This is a genomic window from Phenylobacterium glaciei, from assembly GCF_016772415.1.
GTDB lineage: Bacteria > Pseudomonadota > Alphaproteobacteria > Caulobacterales > Caulobacteraceae > Phenylobacterium > Phenylobacterium glaciei.
Window position 1 is genome coordinate 2,368,891 of record NZ_JAGSGD010000001.1, and the last position, 25,072, is coordinate 2,393,962.

18 protein-coding genes are annotated in these 25,072 nt (G+C 68.7%); 7 read left to right on the forward strand and 11 right to left on the reverse strand.

The window, feature by feature from the left end:
- Positions 1 to 115: 115 nt before the first annotated feature.
- Positions 116 to 478 (forward strand): hypothetical protein, encoded by a 363-nt coding sequence (locus JKL49_RS11565; protein ID WP_215340732.1) that lies wholly within the window; start codon positions 116 to 118, stop codon positions 476 to 478.
- Positions 479 to 557: 79 nt separating this feature from the next.
- Positions 558 to 2,480, forward strand: coding sequence for a M61 family metallopeptidase (locus JKL49_RS11570; protein WP_249778077.1), 1,923 nt, complete (start codon positions 558 to 560; stop codon positions 2,478 to 2,480).
- 37 nt (positions 2,481 to 2,517) lie between these two features.
- Here JKL49_RS11570 and JKL49_RS11575 read toward each other — a convergent pair whose 3' ends face one another.
- Positions 2,518 to 4,092: a metallophosphoesterase gene (locus JKL49_RS11575; RefSeq protein WP_215340742.1), complete on the reverse strand. Its 1,575-nt coding sequence runs from the start codon at positions 4,090 to 4,092 to the stop codon at positions 2,518 to 2,520.
- Between the two features lie 105 nt (positions 4,093 to 4,197).
- Positions 4,198 to 6,720, reverse strand: coding sequence for an ATP-binding protein (locus JKL49_RS11580; protein ID WP_215340752.1), 2,523 nt, complete (start codon positions 6,718 to 6,720; stop codon positions 4,198 to 4,200).
- Between the two features lie 174 nt (positions 6,721 to 6,894).
- Between JKL49_RS11580 and JKL49_RS11585 the strand changes: the two genes are divergently transcribed.
- Both JKL49_RS11585 and JKL49_RS11590 read left to right on the forward strand, forming a co-directional pair.
- The gene (locus tag JKL49_RS11585; RefSeq protein ID WP_215340754.1) at positions 6,895 to 8,316 is read left to right on the forward strand and encodes a CoA transferase; all 1,422 of its coding nucleotides are present in this window, start codon (positions 6,895 to 6,897) and stop codon (positions 8,314 to 8,316) included.
- Between the two features lie 47 nt (positions 8,317 to 8,363).
- A complete protein-coding gene (locus JKL49_RS11590; RefSeq protein ID WP_215340756.1) occupies positions 8,364 to 8,594 on the forward strand; it encodes a sulfurtransferase TusA family protein in 231 nt (76 codons plus the stop codon).
- Positions 8,595 to 8,609: 15 nt separating this feature from the next.
- On the opposite strand, the gene JKL49_RS11595 is transcribed toward JKL49_RS11590, so the two are convergent.
- Entirely contained in the window at positions 8,610 to 9,611 is a 1,002-nt protein-coding gene (locus tag JKL49_RS11595; RefSeq protein ID WP_215342791.1) for a YihY/virulence factor BrkB family protein, read from the reverse strand.
- Positions 9,612 to 9,947: 336 nt separating this feature from the next.
- Here JKL49_RS11595 and JKL49_RS11600 point away from each other — a divergent pair, with 336 nt between their 5' ends.
- Positions 9,948 to 11,018, forward strand: coding sequence for a substrate-binding domain-containing protein (locus tag JKL49_RS11600; RefSeq protein WP_215340757.1), 1,071 nt, complete (start codon positions 9,948 to 9,950; stop codon positions 11,016 to 11,018).
- Positions 11,019 to 11,081: 63 nt separating this feature from the next.
- Here JKL49_RS11600 and JKL49_RS11605 read toward each other — a convergent pair whose 3' ends face one another.
- Both JKL49_RS11605 and JKL49_RS11610 read right to left on the reverse strand, forming a co-directional pair.
- Complete coding sequence (locus JKL49_RS11605) at positions 11,082 to 12,215, reverse strand: CaiB/BaiF CoA transferase family protein (RefSeq protein ID WP_215340758.1); 1,134 nt, start codon at positions 12,213 to 12,215, stop codon at positions 11,082 to 11,084.
- Positions 12,216 to 12,280: 65 nt separating this feature from the next.
- On the reverse strand, positions 12,281 to 13,057 hold the full coding sequence (locus JKL49_RS11610; protein WP_215340766.1) for an SDR family NAD(P)-dependent oxidoreductase: 777 nt from the start codon (positions 13,055 to 13,057) through the stop codon (positions 12,281 to 12,283).
- A 135-nt stretch (positions 13,058 to 13,192) separates the two neighbouring features.
- Here JKL49_RS11610 and JKL49_RS11615 point away from each other — a divergent pair, with 135 nt between their 5' ends.
- Positions 13,193 to 14,515, forward strand: a complete 1,323-nt coding sequence (locus tag JKL49_RS11615) for a diguanylate cyclase domain-containing protein (protein ID WP_215342793.1) — start codon at positions 13,193 to 13,195, stop codon at positions 14,513 to 14,515.
- A gap of 172 nt (positions 14,516 to 14,687) precedes the next feature.
- Here the strand turns inward: JKL49_RS11615 and mfd are convergent, their stop codons facing one another.
- The 3 genes from mfd to JKL49_RS11630 are packed head-to-tail and all read right to left on the reverse strand — an operon-like array spanning position 14,688 to position 19,152.
- Positions 14,688 to 18,194, reverse strand: coding sequence for a transcription-repair coupling factor (mfd, locus tag JKL49_RS11620; RefSeq protein WP_215340767.1), 3,507 nt, complete (start codon positions 18,192 to 18,194; stop codon positions 14,688 to 14,690).
- Entirely contained in the window at positions 18,184 to 18,474 is a 291-nt protein-coding gene (locus tag JKL49_RS11625) for an FAD assembly factor SdhE (RefSeq protein WP_215340768.1), read from the reverse strand. The genes mfd and JKL49_RS11625 overlap by 11 nt, the downstream gene beginning before the upstream one ends.
- Before the next feature lie 51 nt (positions 18,475 to 18,525).
- Positions 18,526 to 19,152, reverse strand: coding sequence for a hypothetical protein (locus JKL49_RS11630; RefSeq protein WP_215340769.1), 627 nt, complete (start codon positions 19,150 to 19,152; stop codon positions 18,526 to 18,528).
- Positions 19,153 to 19,228: 76 nt separating this feature from the next.
- Here JKL49_RS11630 and recG point away from each other — a divergent pair, with 76 nt between their 5' ends.
- Positions 19,229 to 21,304, forward strand: coding sequence for an ATP-dependent DNA helicase RecG (recG, locus tag JKL49_RS11635; protein WP_215340770.1), 2,076 nt, complete (start codon positions 19,229 to 19,231; stop codon positions 21,302 to 21,304).
- Between the two features lie 117 nt (positions 21,305 to 21,421).
- Here the strand turns inward: recG and JKL49_RS11640 are convergent, their stop codons facing one another.
- Genes JKL49_RS11640 through rfaE2 form a run of 3 tightly spaced genes read right to left on the reverse strand, consistent with a single transcriptional unit; the run spans position 21,422 to position 25,065 of the window.
- Positions 21,422 to 22,606 (reverse strand): DUF3089 domain-containing protein, encoded by a 1,185-nt coding sequence (locus JKL49_RS11640; RefSeq protein ID WP_215340771.1) that lies wholly within the window; start codon positions 22,604 to 22,606, stop codon positions 21,422 to 21,424.
- A gap of 3 nt (positions 22,607 to 22,609) precedes the next feature.
- The gene (rfaD, locus tag JKL49_RS11645; RefSeq protein ID WP_215340772.1) at positions 22,610 to 23,608 is read right to left on the reverse strand and encodes an ADP-glyceromanno-heptose 6-epimerase; all 999 of its coding nucleotides are present in this window, start codon (positions 23,606 to 23,608) and stop codon (positions 22,610 to 22,612) included.
- Positions 23,605 to 25,065, reverse strand: coding sequence for a D-glycero-beta-D-manno-heptose 1-phosphate adenylyltransferase (gene rfaE2 / locus JKL49_RS11650; RefSeq protein ID WP_215340773.1), 1,461 nt, complete (start codon positions 25,063 to 25,065; stop codon positions 23,605 to 23,607). Before rfaE2 ends, rfaD begins: the two co-directional genes overlap by 4 nt.
- Positions 25,066 to 25,072 lie beyond the last annotated feature (7 nt).

The following is a 25,072-nucleotide window of genomic DNA, read 5'->3' on the forward strand; positions in this document are numbered from 1 at the left end:
GCCCATCGCAGCGCCGCCGTCAAGCGATGTGCTTAACCCCTATTCACCGCAATTCTTGGCTGTGGATTTACGCGGCGACAGCAATCTGAAGGTGAACAGAAGTGGGCCTATTCCCGTGGAACAGATCAGCAAAATCGCCAATGCCGGGGCGCTCTCGGCCCGGGACATTCTCGACGCTTTCGACGTGTGGCTGAGCGACCGCGTCGGCGAGGCGCGCGCGGCGGGCATGGACCTCGCCTTCCATGACAGCGACTTCGACATCTCGCCCGGCCGCGAGCCGGCCCTGGTGGGTTGGAAGCACATGCTGCTGGCGCCCGGCGCCTGCCCGCCCAAGGGGGCCGACTGGACCGTCTATCGCCTGCAGGACCAGGGCTCGGCGGCCAACACAGCCAAGGGTTCGCTGGACCAGGACGGCCTGCGCAAGGCCCTGGAGGCCCTGGGCTACGGCGCCTATCTGAGCTCCGCAAAGGCCGGCTGATCGAAGCCAGGGGTTGCCTCGCGCCGCGCGGTCCGCAGGATGGGTGGAAACCCGTTCTGATTCAGAAAGCCGCCCGCCCTTGAACCACGCGTTCCTCGCCGCCTTCGCCCTGGCGCTCAGCCCCGGCGCGGCCCTGGCCCAACCCGTCCCGCCGCAGCCCCTGGCCATGCCGGCCGCCATCGTCGCGCCGCAGGACACACCCTATGCCGGGGTCCTGAAGCTGTCGGTGGACGCCACCGATCTCGACCGCCGCATCTTCCGGGTCCGGGAGACCATTCCGGTGGCCAAGGCCGGGCCGCTGACCCTGCTCTATCCCAGCTGGATCCCCGGCAACCACGCCCCGCGCGGCCCCATCGACAAGCTTGCGGGCCTGACCATCACCGCCGGCGGCAAGCCGGTGGAATGGACGCGGGATGTCGTGGACATCTCGGCCTTCCACGTCGACGTCCCGGCGGGCGTGAGCGCGGTGGACCTGGAGTTCCAGTACCTGTCGCCCACGGACGCCGACCAGGGGCGGATCGTAATCACCCAGGAGATGATGAACGTCCAGTGGTTCGCCCTGGCGCTCTATCCCGCCGGCCACTTCACCCGTCAGATCCAGATTGAGCCCAGCATCCGACTGCCCGCCGGTTGGTCATTCGGCACGGCGCTGGAGACCGCCGCGTCGGGAGAGGTGACGACATTCAAGCCCGTCAGCTTCGAGACGTTGATGGATTCTCCAATGTTCGCGGGACGTTATTACAAGAAGCTCGACCTTGATCCGGGCGGCCGCTCGCGGGTCAGCCTGAACATCGTGGCCGACGATCCGAGCCTGCTGGAGGTCAAGCCCGCCCAGCTCGCCGCCCACCGGGCGATGGTGGCCCAGGCCGACAAGCTGTACGGCGCGCGCCACTATGACCACTACGACCTGCTGCTCGCGCTCTCCGACCGGATGGGCGGAATCGGGGTGGAGCATCAACGCTCCAGTGAAAACGGCACGGTCCCGCGTTACTTCCTCGACTGGGACAAGCTGCCCTCGACCCGCAACCTGCTGCCCCACGAATACAGCCACAGCTGGAACGGCAAGTACCGCCGGCCCGCCGACCTGTGGACCGCCAACTTCAATGTGCCGATGCGCACCAGCCTGCTCTGGGTCTATGAGGGCCAGGATCAGTACTGGGGCTATGTGCTGGGCGCGCGCTCGGGCCTGGTGACCAAGCAGGAGACGCTGGACGCCCTCGCCGGCACGGCGGCGGCCTATGACAACCGGGTGGGCCGCGCCTGGCGGGCGATGCAGGACACCACCAACGATCCGATCATCGCCGCCCGCCGCCCCCAGGCCTGGACCAGCTGGCAGCGCAGCGAGGACTACTATTCCGAGGGCCAGCTGATCTGGCTCGACGCCGACACCCTGATCCGCGAGCAGTCGAAGGGGAAGAAATCGCTGGACGATTTCGCCAAGGCCTTCTTCGGCGTGAACGACGGCGACTGGAGCCAGCTCACCTACGATTTCGACGAGGTGGTGAGGACCCTGAACGCCGTGCAGCCCTATGACTGGGCGGGCTTCCTGCGCACGCGGCTGGACGGCCACGGGCCCGGCGCGCCGCTGGACGGCCTCAAGCGCGGCGGCTACCGTCTGATCTATACCGACACCCCCACCGACTACGCCAAGAGCGACGAGACCCGCCGCAAGTCGACGGACCTCACCTATTCCCTGGGCCTGAGCCTCAACAAGGACGGCGAGTTCACGGCGGTGCAGTGGGAGGGACCGGCCTTCAAGGCGGGGCTGACCGATGGGATGAAGCTGATCGCGGTGAACGGCCTGGTGTACGACGCCGAACGGTTGAAGGACGCGGTCACCGCGGCCAAGGGCGGCAAGCAGCCCCTCGAACTGCTGGTGAAGGCGGGCGAGCGCTATCGCACCGTGAAGCTCGACTACCATGACGGCCTGCGCTACCCGCGCCTGGAGCGCATCGCCGGGACCCCGGCGCGGCTGGACGACATCCTGGCGGCGCGGAAGTAGGCGTGGAACGGCTGAGGTGGCCGGGTGACCTGACCCGCTAGACGCTGAACCGCACGAACAGCGGATGCCCCAACTTCGGCGCGGTGTTGGGCGCCGCCCAGTCCTTGCCGCCGACGCGGGCCTGGAAGGCTGCGCCTGAGGCGAAGTTGGCGACCGTGCCGGTGGGGCAGCCGAACCGCAGATCCACCGGCGGGGCGCCGGCCCGGTCGTAGGTGACCACGCCCTCGGACCCCCGGGTCCCGGCGTTGTCCTGAATCCAGAAGCGGGTGACGTGGCCCTTGGGGATCACCACCGGCGGGCCAACGACATAGCGGCCGTGGACCTCGGCGCTGGTGCGGCGAACCAGGTCGCCGGCGCCTTGCGTGTTGTCGACGGTGACATAGGTCGAGAAGTCGAAATTGGGCGCATAGACCAGGGTGTCGGCCGGCGCAGAGGCGTCCTCGATGGCGTAGGTCCCGTCAGACGCGGCGGTCACCTGGCGCAGGCGGGGCGTCAGGGTCGTGGTGTCCACCTCGATGAAGGTGGGGTGCTTGGTCCCGATGTCGGCGCGGCTGGGGCAGTCGAAGCCGGTGTTCACATAGTTGATGAAGCCGTCCTTGAGGCCCGACTTCGGTTCGTGGGTGTGGCCGAAGACGACGAGCTCGGCGCCGTTCTGCAGGGCCAGGCGCTGGGCGAACCAGGCCAGGTAGCGGCCGTTGACGTCGGCGGCCGCCGCCTTTGCCGCGGAGAGGTCGCCCCCCACGGCGGTGGCCCAGCGCGCCCAGAGGCCCCGATAGTTGAGCTTCACCTCGCCGAGGTTGGTGGTGCGGCCATCCGGAAGCAGTATCGGTTCGGCCTCGCTGATGCCGGTGACCTTGACCGCGTAGTTCACGGCCGACTCGATCAGGGAGCCATTGATGGAGCCGGCCAGCTTGGAGAGCTCGATGCCGTTGGGGGCGCCCTGGTCGGGCAGGTTGGCCACGCTGCGCCCCGGCGGCAGGTCGCGATCCAGCATATAGGCCACCGAACGGGTGACGAAGTGGCCCAGCGGCAGGGGCGCGAGCGGGGTCGAGAGGTCGGGTGCGTTGAACATGGTCCAGCGGTGGCCGTGGGAGCAGGCCAGGCGGCGGTCGGGGGCCAGCGGGAAATAGGCCTCCTCGTCGCGGACCTGGATGCGCCAGCCCTCGCGGCTGACCAGGAAGTCGACGTCGCGCTGGGTGATCCCCATGTCGTGGTTGCCGGGGATCCAGGTCACCCGGCCCTTCAAAGCTGAAAGCGTCTGGGCCAGCTTGCCCTTGGGTCCGAAGATGGCCGGATTGGCGGCGGCGATCTCGCGCAGGGCCGGCGGCCGGCGGCGCGGCGGATAGGTCCAGAAGTCGATGAAGTCGCCCAGGATGATCAGCTCGCGGACCTGCTCGGCCTGGCCAATCACGTGGTCCAGCAGGGCGGTCAGGAAGGGCTCGTGGAAGTCCTTCTGATACCAGACCGTCGGCGAGTTATCGCCGATGTGGACGTCGCTGATGAAGACGACCTTGTTGCGGCCAGGCGCGATGGGCGGAAGGGCGGCGGCGGGCCCCGCCAGAGCGCTGGCCCCGACCCCAGCCACGACCGCGCGGCGGTTAATGCGAGCCATGGCGTGGTTCCCCGTGTGCGGGCCGAGTAGATCACGGGCAAGCTTGAGCGTGAACCTGGCGAAAACCGGGGGCGAATTCGCGTGTCAGGCGCTGCGGCCCCAGTCTCAAGCCACTTCCCGGTCCCCCTGGGCCTGCTCGGCGGCCAGGATGGCGTGGACGATGGTCTCGATCAGGGCTTGGGCGCGGATCGGCTTGGAGAGGTGCTGGTCGGCGCCCGCCTCACGGCCGGCGCGGACGTGTTCGTCCATGGCGTTGGCGGTCAGCATGATCACCGGGGTGCGCGGCAGGGCGTTGACGGTCTCGAATTCGCGCAGCAGCCGGGTGGCCGACAGACCGTCCAGTTCCGGCATCTCCATATCCATCAGCACAACGTCGAAGCGCTCGGCCTTCAGGCGATCCAGGGCCAGCTGGCCATTCTCCACGATCTCCGGCTCGACGTTCACCGACTGCAGGATCAGCTGCACCACCTTCTGGTTGGTGGGGTGATCCTCGGCCAGCAGGATGCGGCAGCCGGAGAGGTCGAAGCCCTGCTCGGCCTCGATGGCGGCGGTGGCGTCTACCGCCTGGGCGGTCTCAAGCGGCAGGAGGAAGGTGAAGGCCGAACCGACGCCGGGGGTCGACTCGACGCTGATCGCTCCGCCCATCAGTTCGACGAGGGAGCGGCTGATGGCCAGGCCCAGGCCCGTGCCGCCGAAGCGGCGGGTGATGGAGCCATCGGCCTGCTGGAAGCGGCCGAACAGGCGGGCCTTCACCGCGTCGTCGAAGCCGATCCCGGTGTCGGTGACAGCGAAGCAGACCTGCCCGCCCTCCTGCGTCACGGCGAGACGAACGGCGCCGGCGGGGGTGAATTTCACCGCGTTGGACAGCAGGTTGGACAAAACCTGGGTCAGGCGGACCTGATCGCCGACGAAGGCGCCGCGGGCGGCGTCGGCGACGGTCCAGGACATCTCCAGGCCCTTGGACTCGGCCGAGGCGCGATGCAGTTCGGCGATGCGGCGCACGATGGCCTGCATGTCGAAGGTCTCGTAGGAGAGCTGAATCTCGCCGGCCTCGATCTTGGAGAAGTCGAGGATGTCGGTGAGCACCTGTTCCAGCAGGCGGCCGGAGGAGACGATCAGCTCAGCCAGCTCGCGGCTCTTCTGGGTCTTCTGTTGGGCCGCCAGGGTCTCGGAGATGGCGATGACGCCGTTCAGCGGCGTGCGCAACTCGTGGCTCATATTGGCCAGGAAGCGGGACTTCTCGGCGTTGGCGCGTTCGAGTTCCGCGGTGCGGTCGCGAACGCGGTCTTCGAGATTGGCCAAGACCTCCTCGACCTTTTCGCGCTCGCCGCGCAGGGCGTTGGCCAGGACGCCAATCTCGTCAGTGCGGCGTTCGATCTTGCTGACGTCGCTGCGGTCCGGGCGGCGGTCACGGACCCCGTAGATCTCCGGCTCGCAATCCCCGGCCAGCTGGCGGAGCGGCCAGACGATGGTGCGCCGGGCCAGCGCCACCACCAGTAGGGTCTGGATCAGGGAGGCGATCGCGCCGAGCGTCAGCACCCAGGACGCCGACTTGGCCGCCGAGAGCGCGATGGCGGACTTCGGATAGGTCAGCAGCAGATACCAGTCGGGACCCGCCAGGCGGCCATAGGCCACCACCTGGCGGCCGTCGGGGCTGTCGATCACCCCGTGCATCTGGCCGTCCTTGCGGATCGCCTTCACCAGGATCTTGAGACTGAGCTTGCGCTCATAGTCGGCGACGGTGTCCTCCGAGGCGCGGCCCGGCGTACCGAAGCCGGGATAGGCGATAAGTTCGCCCTTGCCCGTCACCACCAGGTTGGACGCACCGGGCAGGGTGTTCCTGATGGCGTTGAGGAAGAAGCCGGTGAGTTCGATGGACGAGCCGAAGGAGCCCACATAGCGGCCGTTGACATAGGCCGGCGTCAGGCAGCCCGTCGCCAGGCGCTCGCCCTTATTGTCCTGAATCAGGCGCTGCAGGTTGGTGCAGCGGGTGACGCGGGCGGGGTCGTTCCGCGGCAGGGTGATCTGGGCCATCTCCTCCTTGGAGACGTCGAGGCTGGCCGGCGCCTCGTGCCGGTAGAACATCAGGCGGTCGGGCCGGTCGGGGCCGAACATCACCAGCCGGGTCGGCTTGGCCTGGAAGAAGTAGAAGTTGTCGTATTCGCTGCGGGCGGCCTGGCCGAAGTCGGACACCACGGACAAGGCGGCGGTGAGCGCTCGGCGGTCGGCGATGGAGGCGGTATCGGCCTGGCTCAGGAAGCCACCTATGCCGTAGACCCAACGGCCCGAGGCGGTCAGATGGCCGTCGAACAGATCATCGCGGCTACGTCGCGTGCCATCGCCCTTGGCGGGAAAATAGTCGTCGGTCAGCCGCTCGACGTCGGCGTCCGACAGGTGGTTCATGCGGCGTTCGAGCTCGACGCCGGCGGCCTTGTGCAGGTTGGAGAGGTTGGTGAAGCGCTTGTCGATGTTGGAGCTGCGCTCGCGGACATAGTCCGACAGGTAGCTGATCTGGCGGTTGGTCAATTCCTGCTGGAACACGACGAAAGCGCCGATGGATCCCAGGATGGTGACCACCAACGACATCAGCCCGACGCTGATCAGGAACCTGCGCGAAAGTGAGTTCATCGCCCCGATAGCCGCCCCCACGGAAAGCGCGACTTTATGGGGTGAGTCCTTGCGCTAGGGTTTACGATTGCGCCTGGATTCAACCTTTGGGATGCCCTGACGGGAGGCCTGTTGTCCTCTCCAGGCAGCCCTGCCCATAGTGTGTGCAAGAACAGTCCCCGGGTAGGAACGCCGATGTCCGTCGCCAGCACCGCCTTCAGTCAACTCATGAAATTGGCGGGCCGCGAGGCGCCGGACTTTGTCACGATCGAAGAAGGCGCGCCGGCGATGAAGACCCGGTTCCAGGCCGAGGCGGCGGCCGCCGCGGTGCTGGCTGCAACCGGAACTATAGCCGCCGACCTCCGGCGCCAGTTTATCGGGCGCGGCCAGAGCGTTTCGGCCTCCACCCGGGAGGCCGCCGCGGCCCTGGTGAGCTTCGTCCACCAGAGCTTCGAGGACGCGACGCGGGCGCCGCCGAGCCGGCCTGCTGACCTGAACGGCGGCGGGCGCGGCACGCCGGCCATGGGCTTCTTCGCCACCCAGGACGGGCGGCACATCTATCTGCACCCCAGCTTCCCCGACAGCGCCGCCAAGCTGCACAAACTGATGGGCGAACCGGCGGACGCCGAGGCTGTCGCGAAGACCACGCTGACCTGGAACGCCATGGACCTGGAAAACGCCATCGCGGCGGCCGGGATCTGCGGGGCCATGTGCCGGACGCCGGAGGAATGGGACGCCTCGGAGCAAGGCCGCATCCTGGCCACCCGCCCGCTGATCGAGGTGACCAAGATCGCCGACAGCCCACCCGAGCCCCTGCCCGGCGGCGATGCGCCCCTGTCCGGCGTGCGGGTGCTGGACCTGACCCGGGTGCTGGCCGGGCCGACCTGCGCGCGGACCCTGGCGCAGTACGGGGCCGACGTCCTCTACATCGCCTCCCCCAACCTGCCCGCCACCGCCTTCTTCATCAGCGACACCAATCACGGCAAGCTCTCGGCCTGGCTTGACCTGAAGACCCCGGAGGGTCTGGCGCAGCTGAAGGACCTGGTGAAGACCACGGACGTCTTCGGCCAGGGCTATCGCGGCGGGGCGCTGGAACGGATGGGGCTGGGGCCGCTGGACCTGGCGCGGCTGCGGCCCGGGATCATCTACACCTCGATCAACGCCTACGGACACGAAGGCCCGTGGGCGCAGCGTCCCGGCTGGGAACAGCTGGCCCAGACGGTGACCGGCGTGGCCCACCTGCACGGCGAGCACATGGGCGCCAAGGCCCCGATGCTGCAGCCCGGCGCGGTGGCCGACTACACGACCGGCTTCCTGGCGGCGCTGGGGACGTTGATCGCCCTGGATCGCCGGGCGCGGTTCGGAGGCAGCTATTGCGTCCGGGTCTCGCTGTCGCAGACCCTGACGTGGCTGCGCGGCCTGGGGATCGCCGGGCCGGAACATTTGGCGGCGGTCCAGCCCCACAGCCCCGAGGAAATCGCCGGCTGGCAGGTCGACAGCCAGAGCGGCTTTGGCCCCATGCGCCACCTGCGCCCGCCGGTGACCCTATCGGAGACCCCGGCCCGCTGGGCCCGGCCCGTGGTTCCGCTGGGAACCCATGAGCCCGCCTGGCCCTGAGGCGTTGGGGGCTGGGTTCCAGGGCGCGCCTGAGCTATGGACCGGTGATGGCCAGCGAGATCATCGTCGACGCGCGCGGACACCACTGCCCGGTCCCCACCCTGCGCCTGCGCCGGGCTCTCGAGGACGCCGCGCCGGGGTCGGAGGTCAGGCTCTACGCTGACGATCCCATGGCGCGGATCGACGTGCCCCACTTCGCGGCGGGCGCGGGCTTTGAGGTTCTGGAAACGGCCCAAGAGGCCGGAACCCTCAGCTTCCTGGTCCGGAAGCCAGTCTAAGGCGCTGGTTGCGCCTTAGATTCTTTGCTTGGTCGCGCTTCCGGACGGCGAACCGGTTCCCACTTCGCCTGGAAGCGCTCGGGCTTTATCGCCCCGCATGTCGGCGAGCAGTCGAGCAGCCCCCGCGGCACGCTGCGCGTCCATCTCCAGCTCGATCTCGGTGGCGAGCGCCCCGCCGAAGAAGATGGCGTTCACAGTCCAGGACAGCCAGATGAGGAACACCACCACGGCGGCCACCGAGCCATAGGTCGCGCCCAGCTGGGCGATCTGCTCGACATAGAAGGCGCTGGCCCAGGACATGAACAGGCACAGCAGGGCCGCGGCCACCCCGCCGGTGATGGAAGCCCGCCAGGCCACCGGGCGGCTGGACATGGCGAAGCGGTAGATCAGGCTCATGGCCAGCGTGATGCCGAAGCTGGCCCAGGTCCACTCGCTGAACAGCCACGGCGCGCCGGCCAGGGGCTTGATGTCGAAGGCCGCGGCGATGAAGCGGAGATAGAAGAACACCGCCGAGAGGAAGCCCAGCAGCACGAAGGCGGCCACCAGCACCAGCAGGGCCATGACGTTGAAGCCGACGAAGCCACGCGGCGCATCATCATCATGGATGAAGGAGAGCCCCGCCAGCAGGGCCTTGAACCCCCGGTGCGAGGCGTAGGAGCCGATGATCAGGGCCACCCCGCTCTGGGCCGACACGGCCTCCAGGGGCGCATGGGCCAGGCGGGTGAGCTCGCCCTCGAACAGGCCCCGCGCCACCGGCGGCATCAGGTGGGCCAGCATCTCGGCCTGGGCGGCGGCCTGGCTGGCGTCGGCGAAGAAGGAGTAGATCCCCACCAGGATGGCCAGGCCGGGGAACACCGCCAGCAGGACGAAGAACGACACCCCGCCCACATAGAGCATGACGTCGCGGCCCCAGAGCCGGGTTAGCGCCTTGCCATTGACCGCCAGGGTGCGCCGCAACCAATGCAGCGGGTCCCAGTCGATGTCTCGCAAACGCTGAATCTGGGCCCGGATCGACATCGGGCGGAAGGTGATGAAGGCAGGCGGTTTAGGCAAGCCGCGATCTCGACGCATCCCCACATCAAAGCGGCGCGCCACCGGGAGGGGTGGCGCGCCGTCGATGGGCGTGTCGTACCATCGGGTCAGATCGCCGCCCGAGGGACGGGAATGGACAGCGATCAACCTGGGGAGAGATTACGAACCGGCGGCTGAACCCAGGCTGAACGGCGCTCAAGGAACGCGTTCACCAGAGGCGAGCGTCACGTCACTGTCGCATAAGCTTCAAGAACGGGTGTTAGCTGGACGCCTGAGCCCAGATCGCGCCGCCTGACGCGGCGCCCTCCCCCGGAGTTCCCCATGAAGACCGCCATCTATCTCGCCGCAGCCTCGGCCCTGGTGCTGAGCGCCTGCGGACAGAAGACCGACACCAATGCCGTCAGCGGCGGCGGCGGGAACCGCGCCCAGGTCTGGGCCGCCGGCTCCTCCACCGTGTTCCCCTTCGCCACCCGCGTGGCCGAGAACGTCGCCCGCACCACGGGCGGCAAGCCGGCCCGCGTCGAATCGCTGGGCACCGGCGGCGGCTTCAAGCTGTTCTGTGGCGGCACGGGCTCGCAATATCCTGACATCGCCACGGCCTCGCGACCGATCAAGAAATCGGAATTCGAGAAGTGCGCCGCGGCGGGCGTCACCGACATCGTCGAGATCAAGATCGGCTTTGACGGCATCGTTGTGGCCAACGACAAGAAGGGCCCGACCTTCGACCTGCACCGTGAGCAGCTCTACAGGGCGCTGGCGGCGGAACTGCCCAAGGGCGGAGCCTTTGCCCCCAACACCACAAAGACCTGGGCCGATGTGGCCGCCGGCCTGCCCGCCGACCCGATCCTGGTCTATGGCCCGCCGCCCACGTCGGGCACCCGCGACGCCTTCACTGAACTGGCGATGGAAAAGGGCGGCGAGAAGGATGCGACCCTGGCCGCCCTGAAAAAGTCCGACGAAGACGGCTTCAAGGCCAAGACCCACACCATCCGCTCCGACGGCGCCTGGGTCGACTCCGGGGAAAACGACAACGCCATCGTCCAGACCCTGGAGAAGACGCCCCATTCGCTCGGCGTCTTCGGCTACTCGTTCCTCGAGAACAACATGGACAAGGTGAAGGCCGCCAAGATCGAGGGCGTGACCCCGACCTTTGAGACGATCTCCAACGGGACCTACCCGCTGTCGCGCTCGCTGTTCATCTACGTGAAGAAGGCCAATGTCGGCGTCACGCCGGGCCTGCGAGAGTTCCTCGAGGGCTTCACCTCCGACGCAGCCACCGGCAAGGGCGGCTACCTGCAGTCGCGCGGCCTGATCCCGCTGCCGGAAGCCGAACACGCCGCGCAGAAGAAGATGGCCACTGACCTGAGCCCGGTCGCGCCGCCGGCGTCGTAAGCGCAAACCAATCCGTCATCCCGGACGGCCGCTAGGCCGGTCCGGGACGACGTTGGAGGTTGGCTACCCGTTCAGCGCTCCAGCCGCCTTCAGCGCGTCGATCTCGGCGCCGGAGAAGCCCCAGTCGGTCAGCGCCTCGGTGTCGTGCGCGCCAATGGCGGGGGGCGGGCCCTGGATGGCGCCGGGCGTCGCCGAGAAGCGCGGCGCGGGGGCCGGCTGGATGACGCCGGCGACCTCCACGAAGGTCTGGCGGGCGACGTTGTGGGGGTGCTTGGGCGCCTCATCCAGGTCGAGGATGGGCGCAAAGCAGACGTCGGTGCCGCCCATGATCGCCGACCATTCGTCCTGGGTCTTTGCGGCGATCACCTGCGCCAGCTTGGCGCGCAGATTGTCCCACTCGCCACGGTTCATCTGAGCTGCGAAGGCGGGGTCGGTAATCCCCGTCTTTTCAAGCAGTAAGGCGTAGAATTGCGGCTCGATGGAGCCGATGGAAATCCACTTCCCGTCCGAACATTGGTAGGTGTCGTAGAAGTGGGCGCCGCCGTCCAGCATGTTGGCCCGTCGGTCATTGGTCCAGACGCCGCTGGCCTTCATCCCGTAGAACATGGCCATCAGCGAGGCCGCGCCGTCGCTCATGGCGCAGTCGATCACCTGGCCCTTGCCGGTCTCGCGCGCGCTGATGATCCCGGCCATCAGGCCGAAGGCGAGATAGAGGGCGCCGCCGCCAAAGTCCCCCACCAGGTTCAGGGGCGGGACGGGCTTGTCCTTGGTGCCGATGGCGTGCAGGGCGCCGCTGATGGCGATGTAATTCATGTCGTGGCCGGCGGCGCTGGCATAGGGCCCGGTCTGGCCCCAGCCGGTCATGCGGCCGTAGACCAGCTTGGGATTGCGCGCCAAGGCGACGTCGGGGCCCAGCCCCAGACGCTCCATGACGCCTGGCCGGAAGCCCTCGAACACCGCGTCGGCGCCCTCCATCAGCTTCAGGCAGGTCTCGATGGCCTGCGGGCTCTTCAGGTCCAGGCCGACGGAGCGGCGGCCCCGGGCGCTGACATTGGCCGGCGAGGCGCCCCCGGTCCCCTTGCGGTCGATGCGCACCACGTCGGCGCCCAGGTCCGACAACAACATGCCGCAGAAGGGGCCAGGCCCGATTCCGGCGAACTCAATGATCTTCAGTCCGGTCAGCGGTCCCTGGCGCATCGTCTCAACTCCCATTCGATTTTGCGGGAGCTTAGCGCCAATGACGTGCGGTCAGCCAAGCCTCGCTATCCCCCACCCGGGAGCGACTGGCCGTCGTCGATGGTGATCAGGGTTCCGGCGATGGCCCGCGCAGCCGGGCCGCAGAGCATCATGAAGGCGGCGTCGAGATCGGTGGCGTCCATCAGCCGGCGGCGCGGGAAGCCCTTGAGCTGCTTCTGGCCGCCCTCGGTGCCCCACCAGAAGCTGTTGATGTCGGTCTCGATATAGCCGGGGGCGAGCGCGTTGACCGCGATGCCGCGCCGCGACCACTCCCGCGCCAGGCTCTTGGTCAGCATGGCGACCGAGGCCTTCGACGCATTGTAGGCCGCCAGTCCCGGCAGCACCGTGTGGCTGGCGATGGAGGCGATGTTGACGATGCGGGCTTTGCCCCCGTCCGCCGCGCCGTTGGCGAACATCAGCCTGGCCGCCGCCTGGGCTGAGAAGAACACCCCGCGCACATTGACGTCGAAGGTGCGGTCCCAGTCCTCGATGGAGAGGTCCAGCGCCAGCCCCTCCCCGCCGACCCCGGCGTTGTTCACCAGGATGGACACCGGTCCCAGTCCCGCCTCGATCTCAGCGAAGGCCGGCGCGATGGAGGCGGCGTCGGCGACGTCCAGGCGCATGGCCATGGCCCGTCCCCCGGAGGCCGCGATCTCGCCGGCCAGGGCCTCGACCATGTCGAGTCGCCGCGCGGTCAGGGCCACCGCCGCGCCCGCCCCGGCCAGCAGCTTGGCGAAGTGGGTTCCCAGGCCGCCCGAAGCCCCGGTGATGATGGCCGTCTGGCCCGAAAGCGGCTTGTCCATCGTAATGCTCCACACCCATGACCTGCGCGTCCCTGTCGCGGTGGCGCGCCTCTGTATATTCTGCCTGTGAGCCGATTCCCGCCTATAAGCGGCGAGGTCGGCTGTCTTGTTGTTTCAAGGGTTTGAGGAATGGCTCTGGGCGTCCATGCGCGAGTTCTGATCGTCGCGCGCGATGACGCCCTGGCGGGTCCCCTCGCCGAGGGCCTGGACCGGCTCGGCTGGCGCACGGTCACGGCGCGTGGCCCCTATGCCGCCATCGCCGCGCTGAGCGACCTGCAGGTGGAAGCCGCCATCGTGGATCTCGCCAGCGGCGGCCACGAGGCCCTGACCCTGGCCAAGCGCCTGAAGGCCGCCTGCGCGCCGCGCCGCCTGCCCGTCATCGCCATCGGCGCGCCGGGACCTGAGCTGGACGGCCTGAACTTTGACCTCACCCTGACGGCCCCGGTGCATCCGGCCCAGGTGGTGCTGCGCCTGGAGACCCTGGTGCGCATGGCCATCGCCGAGGAGGAGTTCGAGCTGCGGCTGGAAACCTTCAGCGAGCGCGGCCGCCGGCTGGAAATGCCCGATCCCGATCCCAGCCCCTTCAAGGTGCTGGCCATCGGCGAGCCCGCGCCGCAGTTCCTGGCCCTATCCAACGCCCTGACCCGTTCCGGCGCCGAGGTGGTGGGCGCGTTTACGGCCTATACGGCCTTCGACTACCTGCACGAACGGCCCTTCGACGCCGTGGTGCTGTGGGCCGGCGACAATAGCCAGGAGGCGCTGTCCATCGCCGCGGGCATGCGCCGCAACACCCAGCTCTATCACACGCCGGCCCTGCTCTACATGAAGCAGGAGAGCTATGTGACCATGTCGGAGGCCTATCATCGGGGCATCTCCGACGTGGCCTCGCCCGAGACGCCGGAGACCGAGACCGCCAAGCGGGTCATCGAACTGGCGCGCTCCTATCGCCGCCAGACCGCGATCCGCAAGGCCCTGGAAAAGGCCCGGGCCTCCGGCCTGATGGACCCGGCCACCGGCCTCTTCACCCGCGATCTCTTCGCCACCCATCTGGGTCGCCTGGCCCAGGCCTCACGCCTGCGCAACCGGCCGCTGTCGGTCTGCGTGCTCAAGGTCTCCGAGAGCTTCGATGTGGGCGCCGCCCGCCACGGCGGCTGGCTGGACCGCGCCATCCCGCAGATCGGCTCGATGATCGGCCGGCTGGTGCGGGTGGAGGACACCGCCGCGCGCCTCGGCCCTGAGGTCTTCGCGCTCGCCCTGCCCGCCACGCCCCAGGCCTCGGCCCGGGCGGCCGGCGAACGCATCGCCGCCGTCATCGGCTGCACGGCCTTCGAGGCCGGCGACGGCAAGCCCCCCTTCGTGGTGGAGTTCGACATCGGCGTCGCCGAGGTCAGCCTGGCCGCCGGGGTCGGCAAGGCGCTGGAGGAAGCGGCGGCACGGGCCGTGGAGAAGGCGGGGTAGTCCTAGTCCTTCTCCCCTTGCGGGAGAAGGTGGCCGGTCGGAGACCGGTCGGATGAGGGGTCGCACTGACCTCTCCGCTCAACTTCCAACCGCCCTAACCCGATAAGTCTATCGACCCCTCATCCGACCCTGCTTCGCAGGGCCACCTTCTCCCGCAAGGGGAGAAGGAGACCTAAGCCGCGACCGCCGCCCCGGCCAGCTTGGCCAGTTCGCTCAGCACGCGCTCGGCGGCGTTGAGCCGCTGTTCCGGGGTTTCCCACTCGCCGCGGACCACGACCTTGTTGTCGGGGCGGACCTTCCAGGCGACCTGGTTCTTGGTCACGAACTGCATGAGGCCCATGGGATTGGGGAAGTCGTCGCCGCGGAAGGTGACCACGGCGCCCTTCGGCCCCACGTCGATCTTGGCGACATTGGCCTCGCGGCACAGGCCCTTGATGGCCACGACCTTGAGCAGCTGGCCGGCTTCCGGCGGCAGGGGACCGAATCGGTCGATCATCTCAGCGGCCAGGGCCTCGCGGTCGCCGGACTTCTCAGCGTCGGACAGGCGGCGATAGAGCGACAGGCGCACGTGCAGGTCGGGGACATAGTCCTCGGGGATCAGCACGGCGGCGCCGGTGTTGATCTGCGGCGACCAGCCCCGGTCGGTGGCGCCCTCGCCCTTGCCGGCCAGTTCCTTCAGGTCGTTGACCGCGTCCTCCAGCATCTGCTGGTACAGCTCGACCCCGATCTCGCGGATGTGGCCCGACTGTTCCTCGCCCAGCAGGTTGCCGCCGCCGCGCTGGTCCAGGTCGTGGCTGGCCAGTTGGAAGCCGGCGCCCAGGCTGTCGAGGGATTGCAGCACCTTCAGGCGGCGCTCGGCCGAGATGGTGATCTGCTTTTCCGGCGGCGTGGTCATGTAGGCATAGGCGCGCGCCTTGGCCCGGCCGACCCGGCCGCGCAGCTGGTAGAGCTGGGCCAGGCCGAACATGTCGGCGCGGTGGATAATCAGGGTGTTGGCCGTCGGAATATCCAGGCCGCTCTCCACGATCGTGGTGGACAGCAGCACGTCGTACTGGCCCTCGTAGAAGGCGCTCATCACGTCTTCCAGCTGGGTCGGCGCCATCTGGCCGTGGCCGACCACATAGCGGACCTCCGGCACCTGCTCGCGCAGGAAGCGCTCCAGCTCGGTCAGGTCGGAGATGCGCGGCACCACGTAATAGGCCTGGCCGCCACGGTACTTCTCCCGCAGCAGAGCCTCGCGGATGACGATGGAGTCGAAGGGCGTGACGTAGGTGCGCACCGCCAAGCGGTCCACCGGCGGGGTGGCGATGATCGACATCTCCCGTATGCCCGACAGCGACATCTGCAGGGTGCGCGGGATCGGCGTGGCTGTCAGGGTCAGCATGTGCACGTCGGCGCGAAGCTCCTTGAGCTTCTCCTTGTGCTTGACCCCGAAGTGCTGCTCCTCGTCGACGATCACCAGGCCGAGGTTCTTGAAACCCACCTGCTTGGACAGCACCGCATGGGTGCCGACGATGATCTCGACCTCGCCGTTCTTCAGCGCCTCGCGGGTCTCGGCGGCCTCCTTGGGGGGCACCAGGCGCGATAGGCGGGTGACCTTGATGGGCCAGCCCTGGAAGCGTTCGGTGAAGGTCTTGTAGTGCTGACGCGCCAGCAGGGTGGTGGGGGCGACGATGGCCACTTGCTGGCCGCTCATGGCCACCACGAAGGCCGCGCGCAGGGCGACCTCGGTCTTGCCGAAGCCCACGTCGCCGCAGATCAGCCGGTCCATCGGCTTGCCGGCCGAGAGGTCTTCCAGGATGTCGTGGATGGCCGACAGCTGGTCCTCGGTTTCCTCGTAGGGGAAGCGGGCGCAGAACTCGTCGAACACCCCGTGCGGCGGATCGACGGGATCGGTGTGGCGAGTGGCGCGGGCCGCGGCGATCTGGATCAGGCCGATGGCCATGTCGCGCAGGCGTTCCTTGGCCTTGGCCTTGCGCGCCTGCCAAGCCGCCCCGCCCAGGCGGTCCAGCTGGACGCCGTCGCCCTCCGAGCCATAACGGGTCAGCAGGTCGATGTTCTCGACAGGCAGGTAGAGCTTGGCCTCGGCGCCGTACTGCAGTTCCAGGCAGTCGTGGGGCGCGCCCTGGACCTCGAGGGTTTTCAGGCCCTCATAGCGGCCGATGCCGTGGTCGATGTGGACCACCAGGTCGCCGGGACTCAGGGACGAGGCCTCGGCCAGGAAGTTGGACGCCCGGCGCTTGCGGCGCGGCCGGGCGAGGCGGTCGCCAAGGATGTCGGTCTCGGAGATGACCGCGAGCGTGTCGGTCTCGAAGCCGCTTTCCAGCGGCAGAACGACCCGCTGGGGGAGCTTGGGGTTGGCGGCCTTGGCGGCGTCCCAATAGGGCGCCTGGGTGACATGGGTCAGGCCGTGGTCGGCCAGCATGACGCCGAGCCGCTCTGACGAGCCCTCTGACCAGGAGGCGAACAGCACGCGTTTTCCCGCCGCGGCCAGGTTGCGGGCGTGATCGGCGGTGGCCTGGAACAGGTTGACCGAGTCCTGCTGGCGCTCGGCGACGAAGGTGCGGCCCTGGCGAGCGCCCATGTCCACCACCAGTTCGCCCTCGGCCTCCTGGAAGGCGGAGAACTGGCGGGTGGCGCGCTCGGCCAAGCGGGCGCGCCATTCCTCGGCGGTGAGGTAGAGGGCGTCCGGCGCCAGCGGGTGGTAGTGAACCTTGCGGTCGGCCTGGGCCCGCGCATCGTAGGCGTCGGCGATCATGGCCAGGCGCTCGTCGCGGGCCTGGCCGGCCAGGTGATCGACGCCGATCAGGGCCGAGTCCGGCAGGTAGTCGAACAGGGTCGCCATGTCCGGGTAGAACAGCGGCAGCCAGTGCTCCATGCCCGCCCGTCGGCCGCCGCCGCTGACCGTCTCATAGAGCGGGTCTCCGCCCGGGGCGCCGAAGGCCTCGACGTAGCCGCGGCGGAAGCGGGAGATGGAGTCCTTGTCCAGCAGGGCCTCGCTCACCGGATGGAGACTGATCTCCTTGAGCTGGCGGGTGGAGCGCTGGGTGTCGGGGTCGAAGCCGCGGATGGATTCAAGGGTGTCGCCGAACAGGTCCAGGCGCACCGGCTCGTCGGCGTTGGGCGGGAAAACGTCGATGACGCCGCCCCGGATGGCGAACTCACCGCGCTCCGAGACGGTGGAGGCCCGCGCATAGCCGTTGACGGCGAAGTAGCGCTCCAGGTCGGCGATCTCGACCACATTGCCGGTGCGGGCCGAATAGGCGGCGGCCTGGACCACGGCCTTGGGCGGCACCCGCTGCATCAGGGCCGGGGTCGTCGTGACCAGCAGGGAGGGCTTCTTGGCGTCCAGCCCCTCGGCCAGGCGCGCGAGCGTGGTCATCCGCTGGGCGGCGACGCCGGGCGACGGGCCGGTGCGGTCATAGGGCAGGCAGTCCCAGGACGGGAACTGCAGGACCTCGATGCCCTGGGCGAAGAACTTGAAGGCGTCGATGAAGGCCGAGAGCCGCGAGCCGTCGCGGGCCACGAACACCGACAGGCCGCCACGGGCGCGCACGATATCGGCCATCACCAGGGCGTCGAAGCCCTCGGGGGCGCCGATCAGGTCGAGGCGGCCGGGGTCGGTAGCGATGCGACGGTGATCCGCCGCGCTGGGCGCGCGCGAACCGTCAGCCGCCATGTTTGTCGCCCCGGATATCATAGACCTTGAACCGGAACGCCTTGATCTGGTTCAGCAAGGTCCCGTCGAATTCCGGCGGAACGTCCGCCCGCTCCATGATCCATTCGTAGAGATCGTGGTCGGGTTGCTCCAGCAGCACCTCGAACAGGTCGAGCTCCTGCGGCGTCAGATCCTGGGCATGGCTGTCCGCGAACGGCCCCAGAATGAGGTCCGCTTCCCGAAAGCCCCTGTGCCACGCACGGAACTTCAGTTTTCGCAGGCGGGTATCATCAATCGACATTTGAATGGGCCGATATAGGGCGGCCCGTCCGCCGACGCCAGCCTCTACCCGTCAGTCGCCGCCGAACCAGTTGAAGGACAGGTTCTTGAAGGGTTTGCCGCCGATGGAGAGACCGGTGCGCAGCACGGTCTCGGTTTCGCCGCCAGGTCCGCCGGCGCGGGCGCGCTTGAGGGCGGCCGTGTCGATGGTTCCATCAAACTGGACCTGGCCCAGCGTGACGTCGGTTCCGGTGAACTGGACGTTCCCGCCGCCGATCTTGTAGCTGGTGGGCAGGACCCGGATCGTCCGGGTGTAGTTGGGCGCGCCGAGTTCGGTCTCGCCCTTCTGGCTGGTGACGTCGACGAAGTCGAAGGTGATAGGTCCCCAGGGACCGCTCTGTTCGCCAGCCTCCCACTTGTTGAAGTCGTCCTCTTGGCCGAAGGTGACATTCTCCAGACGATAGTTGCCGATCTTCACCTCCGTGTTCGGGATGTAATAGCCGAACAAATCCTCACCCTTCACATGGCTGAAACCGATGACGACCGGGGCCGCGGCGGGCGCCGGGGCCTTGGCCGCGGGCTCGACCGGCGGGACGAAGCCTCCCGGCCCAGGGGTGACGGTCTGGCCATCCTTCCCCGATGGCTGGTTGCAGCCGGCCAGCAAGGCGGCCAGGGCGACGGCGGTCCAAAGGTTACGCATCGAAACTCCCCCAAAAGGTCGGTGGGAGATCATCATGGGCGGCGGCGAGCGTCCAGCTTCACGCTATGATCGCGGCATGCGGCCCGAGATTCTGTTTCCCCTCTATGCCCCGGTGACCACCCTGAAGGGCGTGGGCGCGCGGGTGGCGCCCCTGCTGGAGAAGCTGGCCGGTCCCATCGTGCGCGACGTGCTGTTCCTGGCGCCGCATTCCCTGGTGCGGCGCCGTCCCGCCACGGTGAACACCGCCATCGAGGGCGAGGTGCAGACCTTCACCGTCGAGATCGATGAGCATCAGAAGCCCCGCAGCCCGCAACAGCCGTGGAAGATCCGCACCTTCGACGGCTCGGGCTTCCTGACCCTGGTCTATTTCGGCAGCTTCGGCCACGCCGTCGCCGAGAAGAACCCGGTGGGCGCCAAGCGGATCGTCTCGGGCAAGGTCGAGCGGTTCGGCTCGGAATGGCAGATCAGCCACCCCGACTATCTGGTGGCGCCCGACAAGGCCGACGAGATTCCCGAGGTGGAGACCGTCTATCCGGCCACCGCCGGCCTGCCCGCCCGCACCGTGCGCAAACTCGCCCTACAGGCCCTGACCCAGGCCGCCGACCTGCCGGAATGGCAGGATCCCGCCTGGCTGGCCAAGGGGGGCTTTCCGACGTGGAAGGAAGCGCTCGAACGGCTGCACGCCCCGGTCAACGAGGCTGACCTGCTGCCGATCGCGCCCCACATCCGCCGCCTGGCCTACGACGAACTGCTGGCCCACCAGCTGGCCATGGCCCAGCGCAAGGCTGACCGCCGCGCCGAACCGGCCGACAAGATCGCGCCGGGCCCCAAGGCCGCCGCCATTGTCGCTGACCTGCCCTTCAAGCTGACCGGCGCCCAGGACCGCGCCCTGGCCGATGTGCGCCACGACTTCGCGCAGGGCGAGCGGATGAGCCGGTTGCTGCAGGGGGATGTGGGCTCAGGCAAGACCGTCGTCGCCATGCTGGCCATCGCCGATGTCGCCGCCGCCGGGGCCCAGAGCGCTCTGATGGCGCCCACCGAGATCCTGGCCCGCCAACACTACGAGACCCTGGCCGCCCCCCTCGCCGCCCACGGGATCACGACGGTGCTGCTGACCGGCCGCGACAAGGGCGCGGCGCGGGCCGAAAAGCTGCGGGCCCTCGCCAGCGGCGCGGCGCAGGTGGCCATCGGCACCCACGCGCTCTTCCAGAACGAGGTCCATTTCCAGAGCCTGCAACTGGCCGTGGTCGACGAGCAGCACCGGTTCGGCGTGGCCCAGCGCCAGCTGCTGCAGGCCAAGGGGCGCTCAGTCCACCTGCTGGCCATGTCGGCGACGCCGATCCCCCGCACCCTGGAGCTCACCGTCTACGGCGACCTCGACGTCAGCCGCATCGACGAGAAGCCGCCCGGCCGAACGCCCGTCGCCACCCGCGCCGCGCCCATGACCCGGGTCGACGAGGTGGAGGCCCGCCTGCGAGAGGCCGTGGCCGGCGGGGCCCAGGCCTTCTGGATCTGCCCGCTGGTGTCGGAATCCGAACTGGTGGACCTGAAGGCCGCCGAGCAGCGGGCCATCGAACTGCGCGCGACGATCGGCGATGGCGTCGGCCTTGTGCATGGCAAGATGACCGGTCCGGAGAAAGACGCCGTGATGGCCGACTTCGCCGACAACAGGATCAAGGTCCTGGTGGCCACAACGGTGGTGGAGGTGGGGGTCAACGTGCCCAACGCCACCATCATGGTGATCGAGCAGGCCGAGCGCTTCGGCCTGGCCCAACTGCACCAGCTGCGGGGTCGGGTCGGCCGGGGCCGGCGGGAAAGCTCGTGTGTGCTGCTCTATGACCCGCCGCTGTCGGAGACCGCCCAGAAGCGGCTGGATATCCTGCGGCGCACCGATGACGGCTTCCAGATCGCCGAGACCGACCTCGAGCTGCGCGGCGGCGGTGACGCGCTGGGCCTGCGTCAGAGTGGGTTCCCGGACTACGTCTTCGCCGACCCCTTCGCCCATAGGGATTTGATCGCCGCGGCCGGCGACGACGCCCGCCTGATCATCGGCCGCGACCCGGAGCTGACCAGCGAACGCGGCAAGGCCCTGCGGGTGCTGCAGGAACTGTTCGACTGGCGCGCCAGCTCGCCGTTGAAGGATGCTGGCTGATTTTCCGCTCGTCCCGGCGAAGGCCGGGATCCAGATCATAAGTCACGATCTGAGCCCGAAATCCTGACTGCATTTGCTGAATCTGGGTCCCGGCCTTCGCCGGGATGAGCGGGGTTGTTACCGATCGATCCGGTGGACGGTCGACCCCTTCACCGCCCTCACCTCGGTGATCGGCGGGGCGGGCCGCAGGAAGCCCGGGCTCGACGTCAGCGTCACCACCCTGGCCTTCGCGTCGGCCTCCAGGTCGCCATAGAAGAGGTTGTAGCCGGGCACCTTGCGCTTGTCGGCCCAGGAGCCGGCGCTCTTCAGCATCTTGGGCTTGGGCCGCGAGACCCTGAGGATCCCGTCCTGGCACTTGGCCGAGACCTGGCGGGTCAGGAAGGCCGGCCGCGCCCCCCACTCCAGGCCCGTGGCGTTGGCCGCGCCCTGGTTCAGCTTGGCGGGCGCCGCGGCGTTGGTGACGGCGCCCAGTAGCGGGTTGAAGCACAGCGAGGTGCGGCCGGAGATGTTCTCCAGCTCGCCGTTGGCGTCCCAGACCAGGGAGCGGTCCTTGAGAGCCTGGACCCGCTCGATGTCGTGGTCGAAGGCCGAGGCCCAGGCGGCGAGACAGCCGGCTTGGGCCGGCCGCGTGCAGGGCGCGAGCGGCGGCGCGGCGGCGGGGACCACGGTCTCGATCAGATAGGCGGCCGCCAGCCGGGCGCGAATGGCCGGGTCGCGAGCGATCTCGTCGGCGATCAGGCGTGACGCGAGCGTCCCGCCCTGCTCAACACCGACGATAATGAAGGGCCGGCCCTTGTTGTCGGCGGCCATGTACTGGCGGAAGGCGGCGGCCACGTCGGCATAGGCGAAGCGCCGGGCGTCGCGGGCGTCCTCGCGCAGGGTCAGCAGGGTGTAGAGGCTGGCCTGGCGATAGCGCGGCGCAAACAGTCGCCCGACCCGCAGGAAGGGCCCGGCATAGTTGGGCGCCACCACGCGGCGGAAGAACTTGTCGGACTGGACGTCGTCGATGGGGCTGTTCCAGTCGCGGCCGCCGTCATAGCTGGTTGGACCCACGAAGAAGACGTCGGCGGGCGGATCGCCCGTGGTCCAGATGTCGGGCTTGGCCGGCAGCAGGGCCCAGGCGGCGCGCTGGCTGTAGTCGGGCGCGACTGGCGGCCGATAGGTCTGGAACGGCTCCTTGGGGTCCAGGGCGTTGCTGGCGATGTCGTCGCGCCAGACGAAGGCGGCCATGACCACCAGGCCAAGGAAGAGCACGACCGCGGCGCTCACCAATCGCTTGAAGCCCTTGGGACGCTGCGCCATCGCCTACCTGTAGGGATCTGGCTGGGACAGGTAGGACTGGACGTAGTCGTTGATGCCGTCCTCCAGGGCGGTCATCGGCTGGTTGAAGCCGGCGGCCTTCAGCCGGTCCATCTTCGCCTGCGTGAAGTACTGGTACTTGTCGCGGATGGCGGGCGGCATGGGGGTGTATTCGATCTTCGGGGCTTTGCCGGCGGCGGTGAAGACGGCCTTGGCCATGTCCTCGAAGGTCCGCGCCTTGCCTGAGCCGAGGTTATAGACCCCGTTGACCTGTTCGGAGCTGGCCAGCCAGGCCACCACGTCGGCGACGTCGCGGACATAGACGAAGTCCCGGGTCTGACCGCCGTCGGCGACACCCTCGCGGTAGGACTTGAACAGTTGCACGGCGTGGCCGCCCGAGACCTTGGGCCAGATCTGCGAGGCCACCGACTTCATGGAATGTTTGTGCTCCTCGTTGGGGCCGTAGACGTTGAAGAACTTCAGCCCCACCCACTGCGGCGGGGCGTAGTCCCGGGCGGCTTGCCTTGCGGCGAAGAGGTCGAAGAGCGCCTTGGACCAGCCATAGGTGTTCAACGGCCGCAGGGCGGCCAGCGAGGCCAGGTCGTCCTTGTCATCGAAGTCGGTCGTGTCGCCATAGGTGGCCGCCGAGGAGGCGTAGACGAACCTGCGCTGGCGGTCCGCGCACCAGCGGAACAGGTCGCGGCTGAGCGTGAAGTTGGCGTGGATGATCTTGTCGGCGTCGGGCTCGGTGGTGGACGAGATGGCGCCCATGTGGACGACGATCTCAATGTCGCGCCAGCGCTTCTCCAGCCACTCGAACATCTCCTCGGGCGCCACGAAGTCGCCGATGGGATGCTTGGCGATATTGCGCCACTTGCCGAGCTCGGCCTCCCCCAGCCAGTCGCAGACCACCACGTCGAGGGAGGGGTCTTCGGCAAGCTTGGCGACGATGTTGGAGCCGATGAAGCCGGCCCCGCCGGTGACGAAGGCGATACGACGGGTCATGTCGGTTCCTTGGCGGTCATGCGGGCGATGGCCGCGGTGGTGGAATAGCCGTCGACGATCTGGGCCAGACGGACCTCGCCGCCCCAGGATTTCACCAGGTCGCCGCCCACCACCTGGTCTTCGGAGTAGTCGGCGCCCTTGATCAGCACCTCGGGCCGCGCGGCCTCGATCAGCTTGATCGGGGTGTCCTCATCGAAGGGCACCACAAGGTCGACGGCGCCCAGACCGGCCAGCACCATGGCCCGGCCCTCCAGGTCGTTGACCGGACGGCCCTCGCCCTTAAGCGCCTTGACCGAACGGTCGGAGTTAAGCCCCACCACCAGCCGGTCGCACCAGGATCGCGCCTGGTTGAGGTAGGTCACATGGCCGCGGTGCAGGATGTCGAAGCAGCCGTTGGTGAAGCCGACCCTGAGGCCCTTGGCCCGCCAGCGGGCGATCTCGTCGGCCATCCGATGCGGCGTGACGATCTTGCCCTCGGCCGGCGCCATGTGGGCGGTGAGCGAGGCCTCGATCAGCTCCTCGGGCAGGACGGTGGCGGTGCCGGCCTTGCCGACCGCGACCCCGGAGGCCAGCATGGCGAAGGCGATGGCCTGTTCCACGGGCGTCCCGGCGGCCAGCGCCAGCCCCAGGGCCGCCAAGGCGGTGTCCCCGGCCCCGGAGGCGTCGAACACCTCCCGCGCCGCCGTGGTGAAGTGGACCACCGGCTGGCCGCGGACGGCGAGCGTGATGCCCTTGGAGGCCCGGGTCACCAATATGGCCTTGGCCTCGCACAGCGAGAGGGCATGGATAAGCGCCGCCTCGATCTCGGCATTGGTGGAGGTGGGCAGGCCGGTGGCGTAGGCGAGCTCGGCGGCGTTCGGCTTGATCACATCGACCTCGCCATAGCGCAGGAAGCTGCGGGCCTTGGAATCGACGATCACCATGCAGCCGGCCTCGCGGCAGGCGGCGATCACCGCGTCGGTGACCACGCCCTTGCCGTAGTCGGAGATCAGCACCGCGCCCGCGCCCTTGGCCACGTCGCGCACGGTGCGGACCAGGCGCTGCTCGACATCGCCGACCGCCGGGGTGCTGGCTTCGAGATCGACGCGCAGCAGTTGTTGGCCGCCGGACACGAAGCGGGTCTTCAGCGTGGTGGGGCGGCCGGGATCGGTGACCAGAAACCCTTCGATGCCCGTTTGATCTCCGATCAGCCGCAGGGCCTCGTGACCCTCGGCGTCGCCGCCCACCAGGCCCACCAGGGCCACATCGCCGCCCAGGGCCGCCACATTGCGCGCCACGTTGCCGGCCCCGCCCAGCATCACCAGCTCACGCTCACGGGCCAGGACCGGGATGGGCGCCTCGGGCGAGACGCGGGTCACGTCGCCATAGACGAACCGGTCCACCATCAGGTCGCCCACGCAGACGATGCGGGCGCCGGAGAGTCGGGTCAGCAGTTGCTGTAGAGTCGAGAGGTCCATGGCGCGG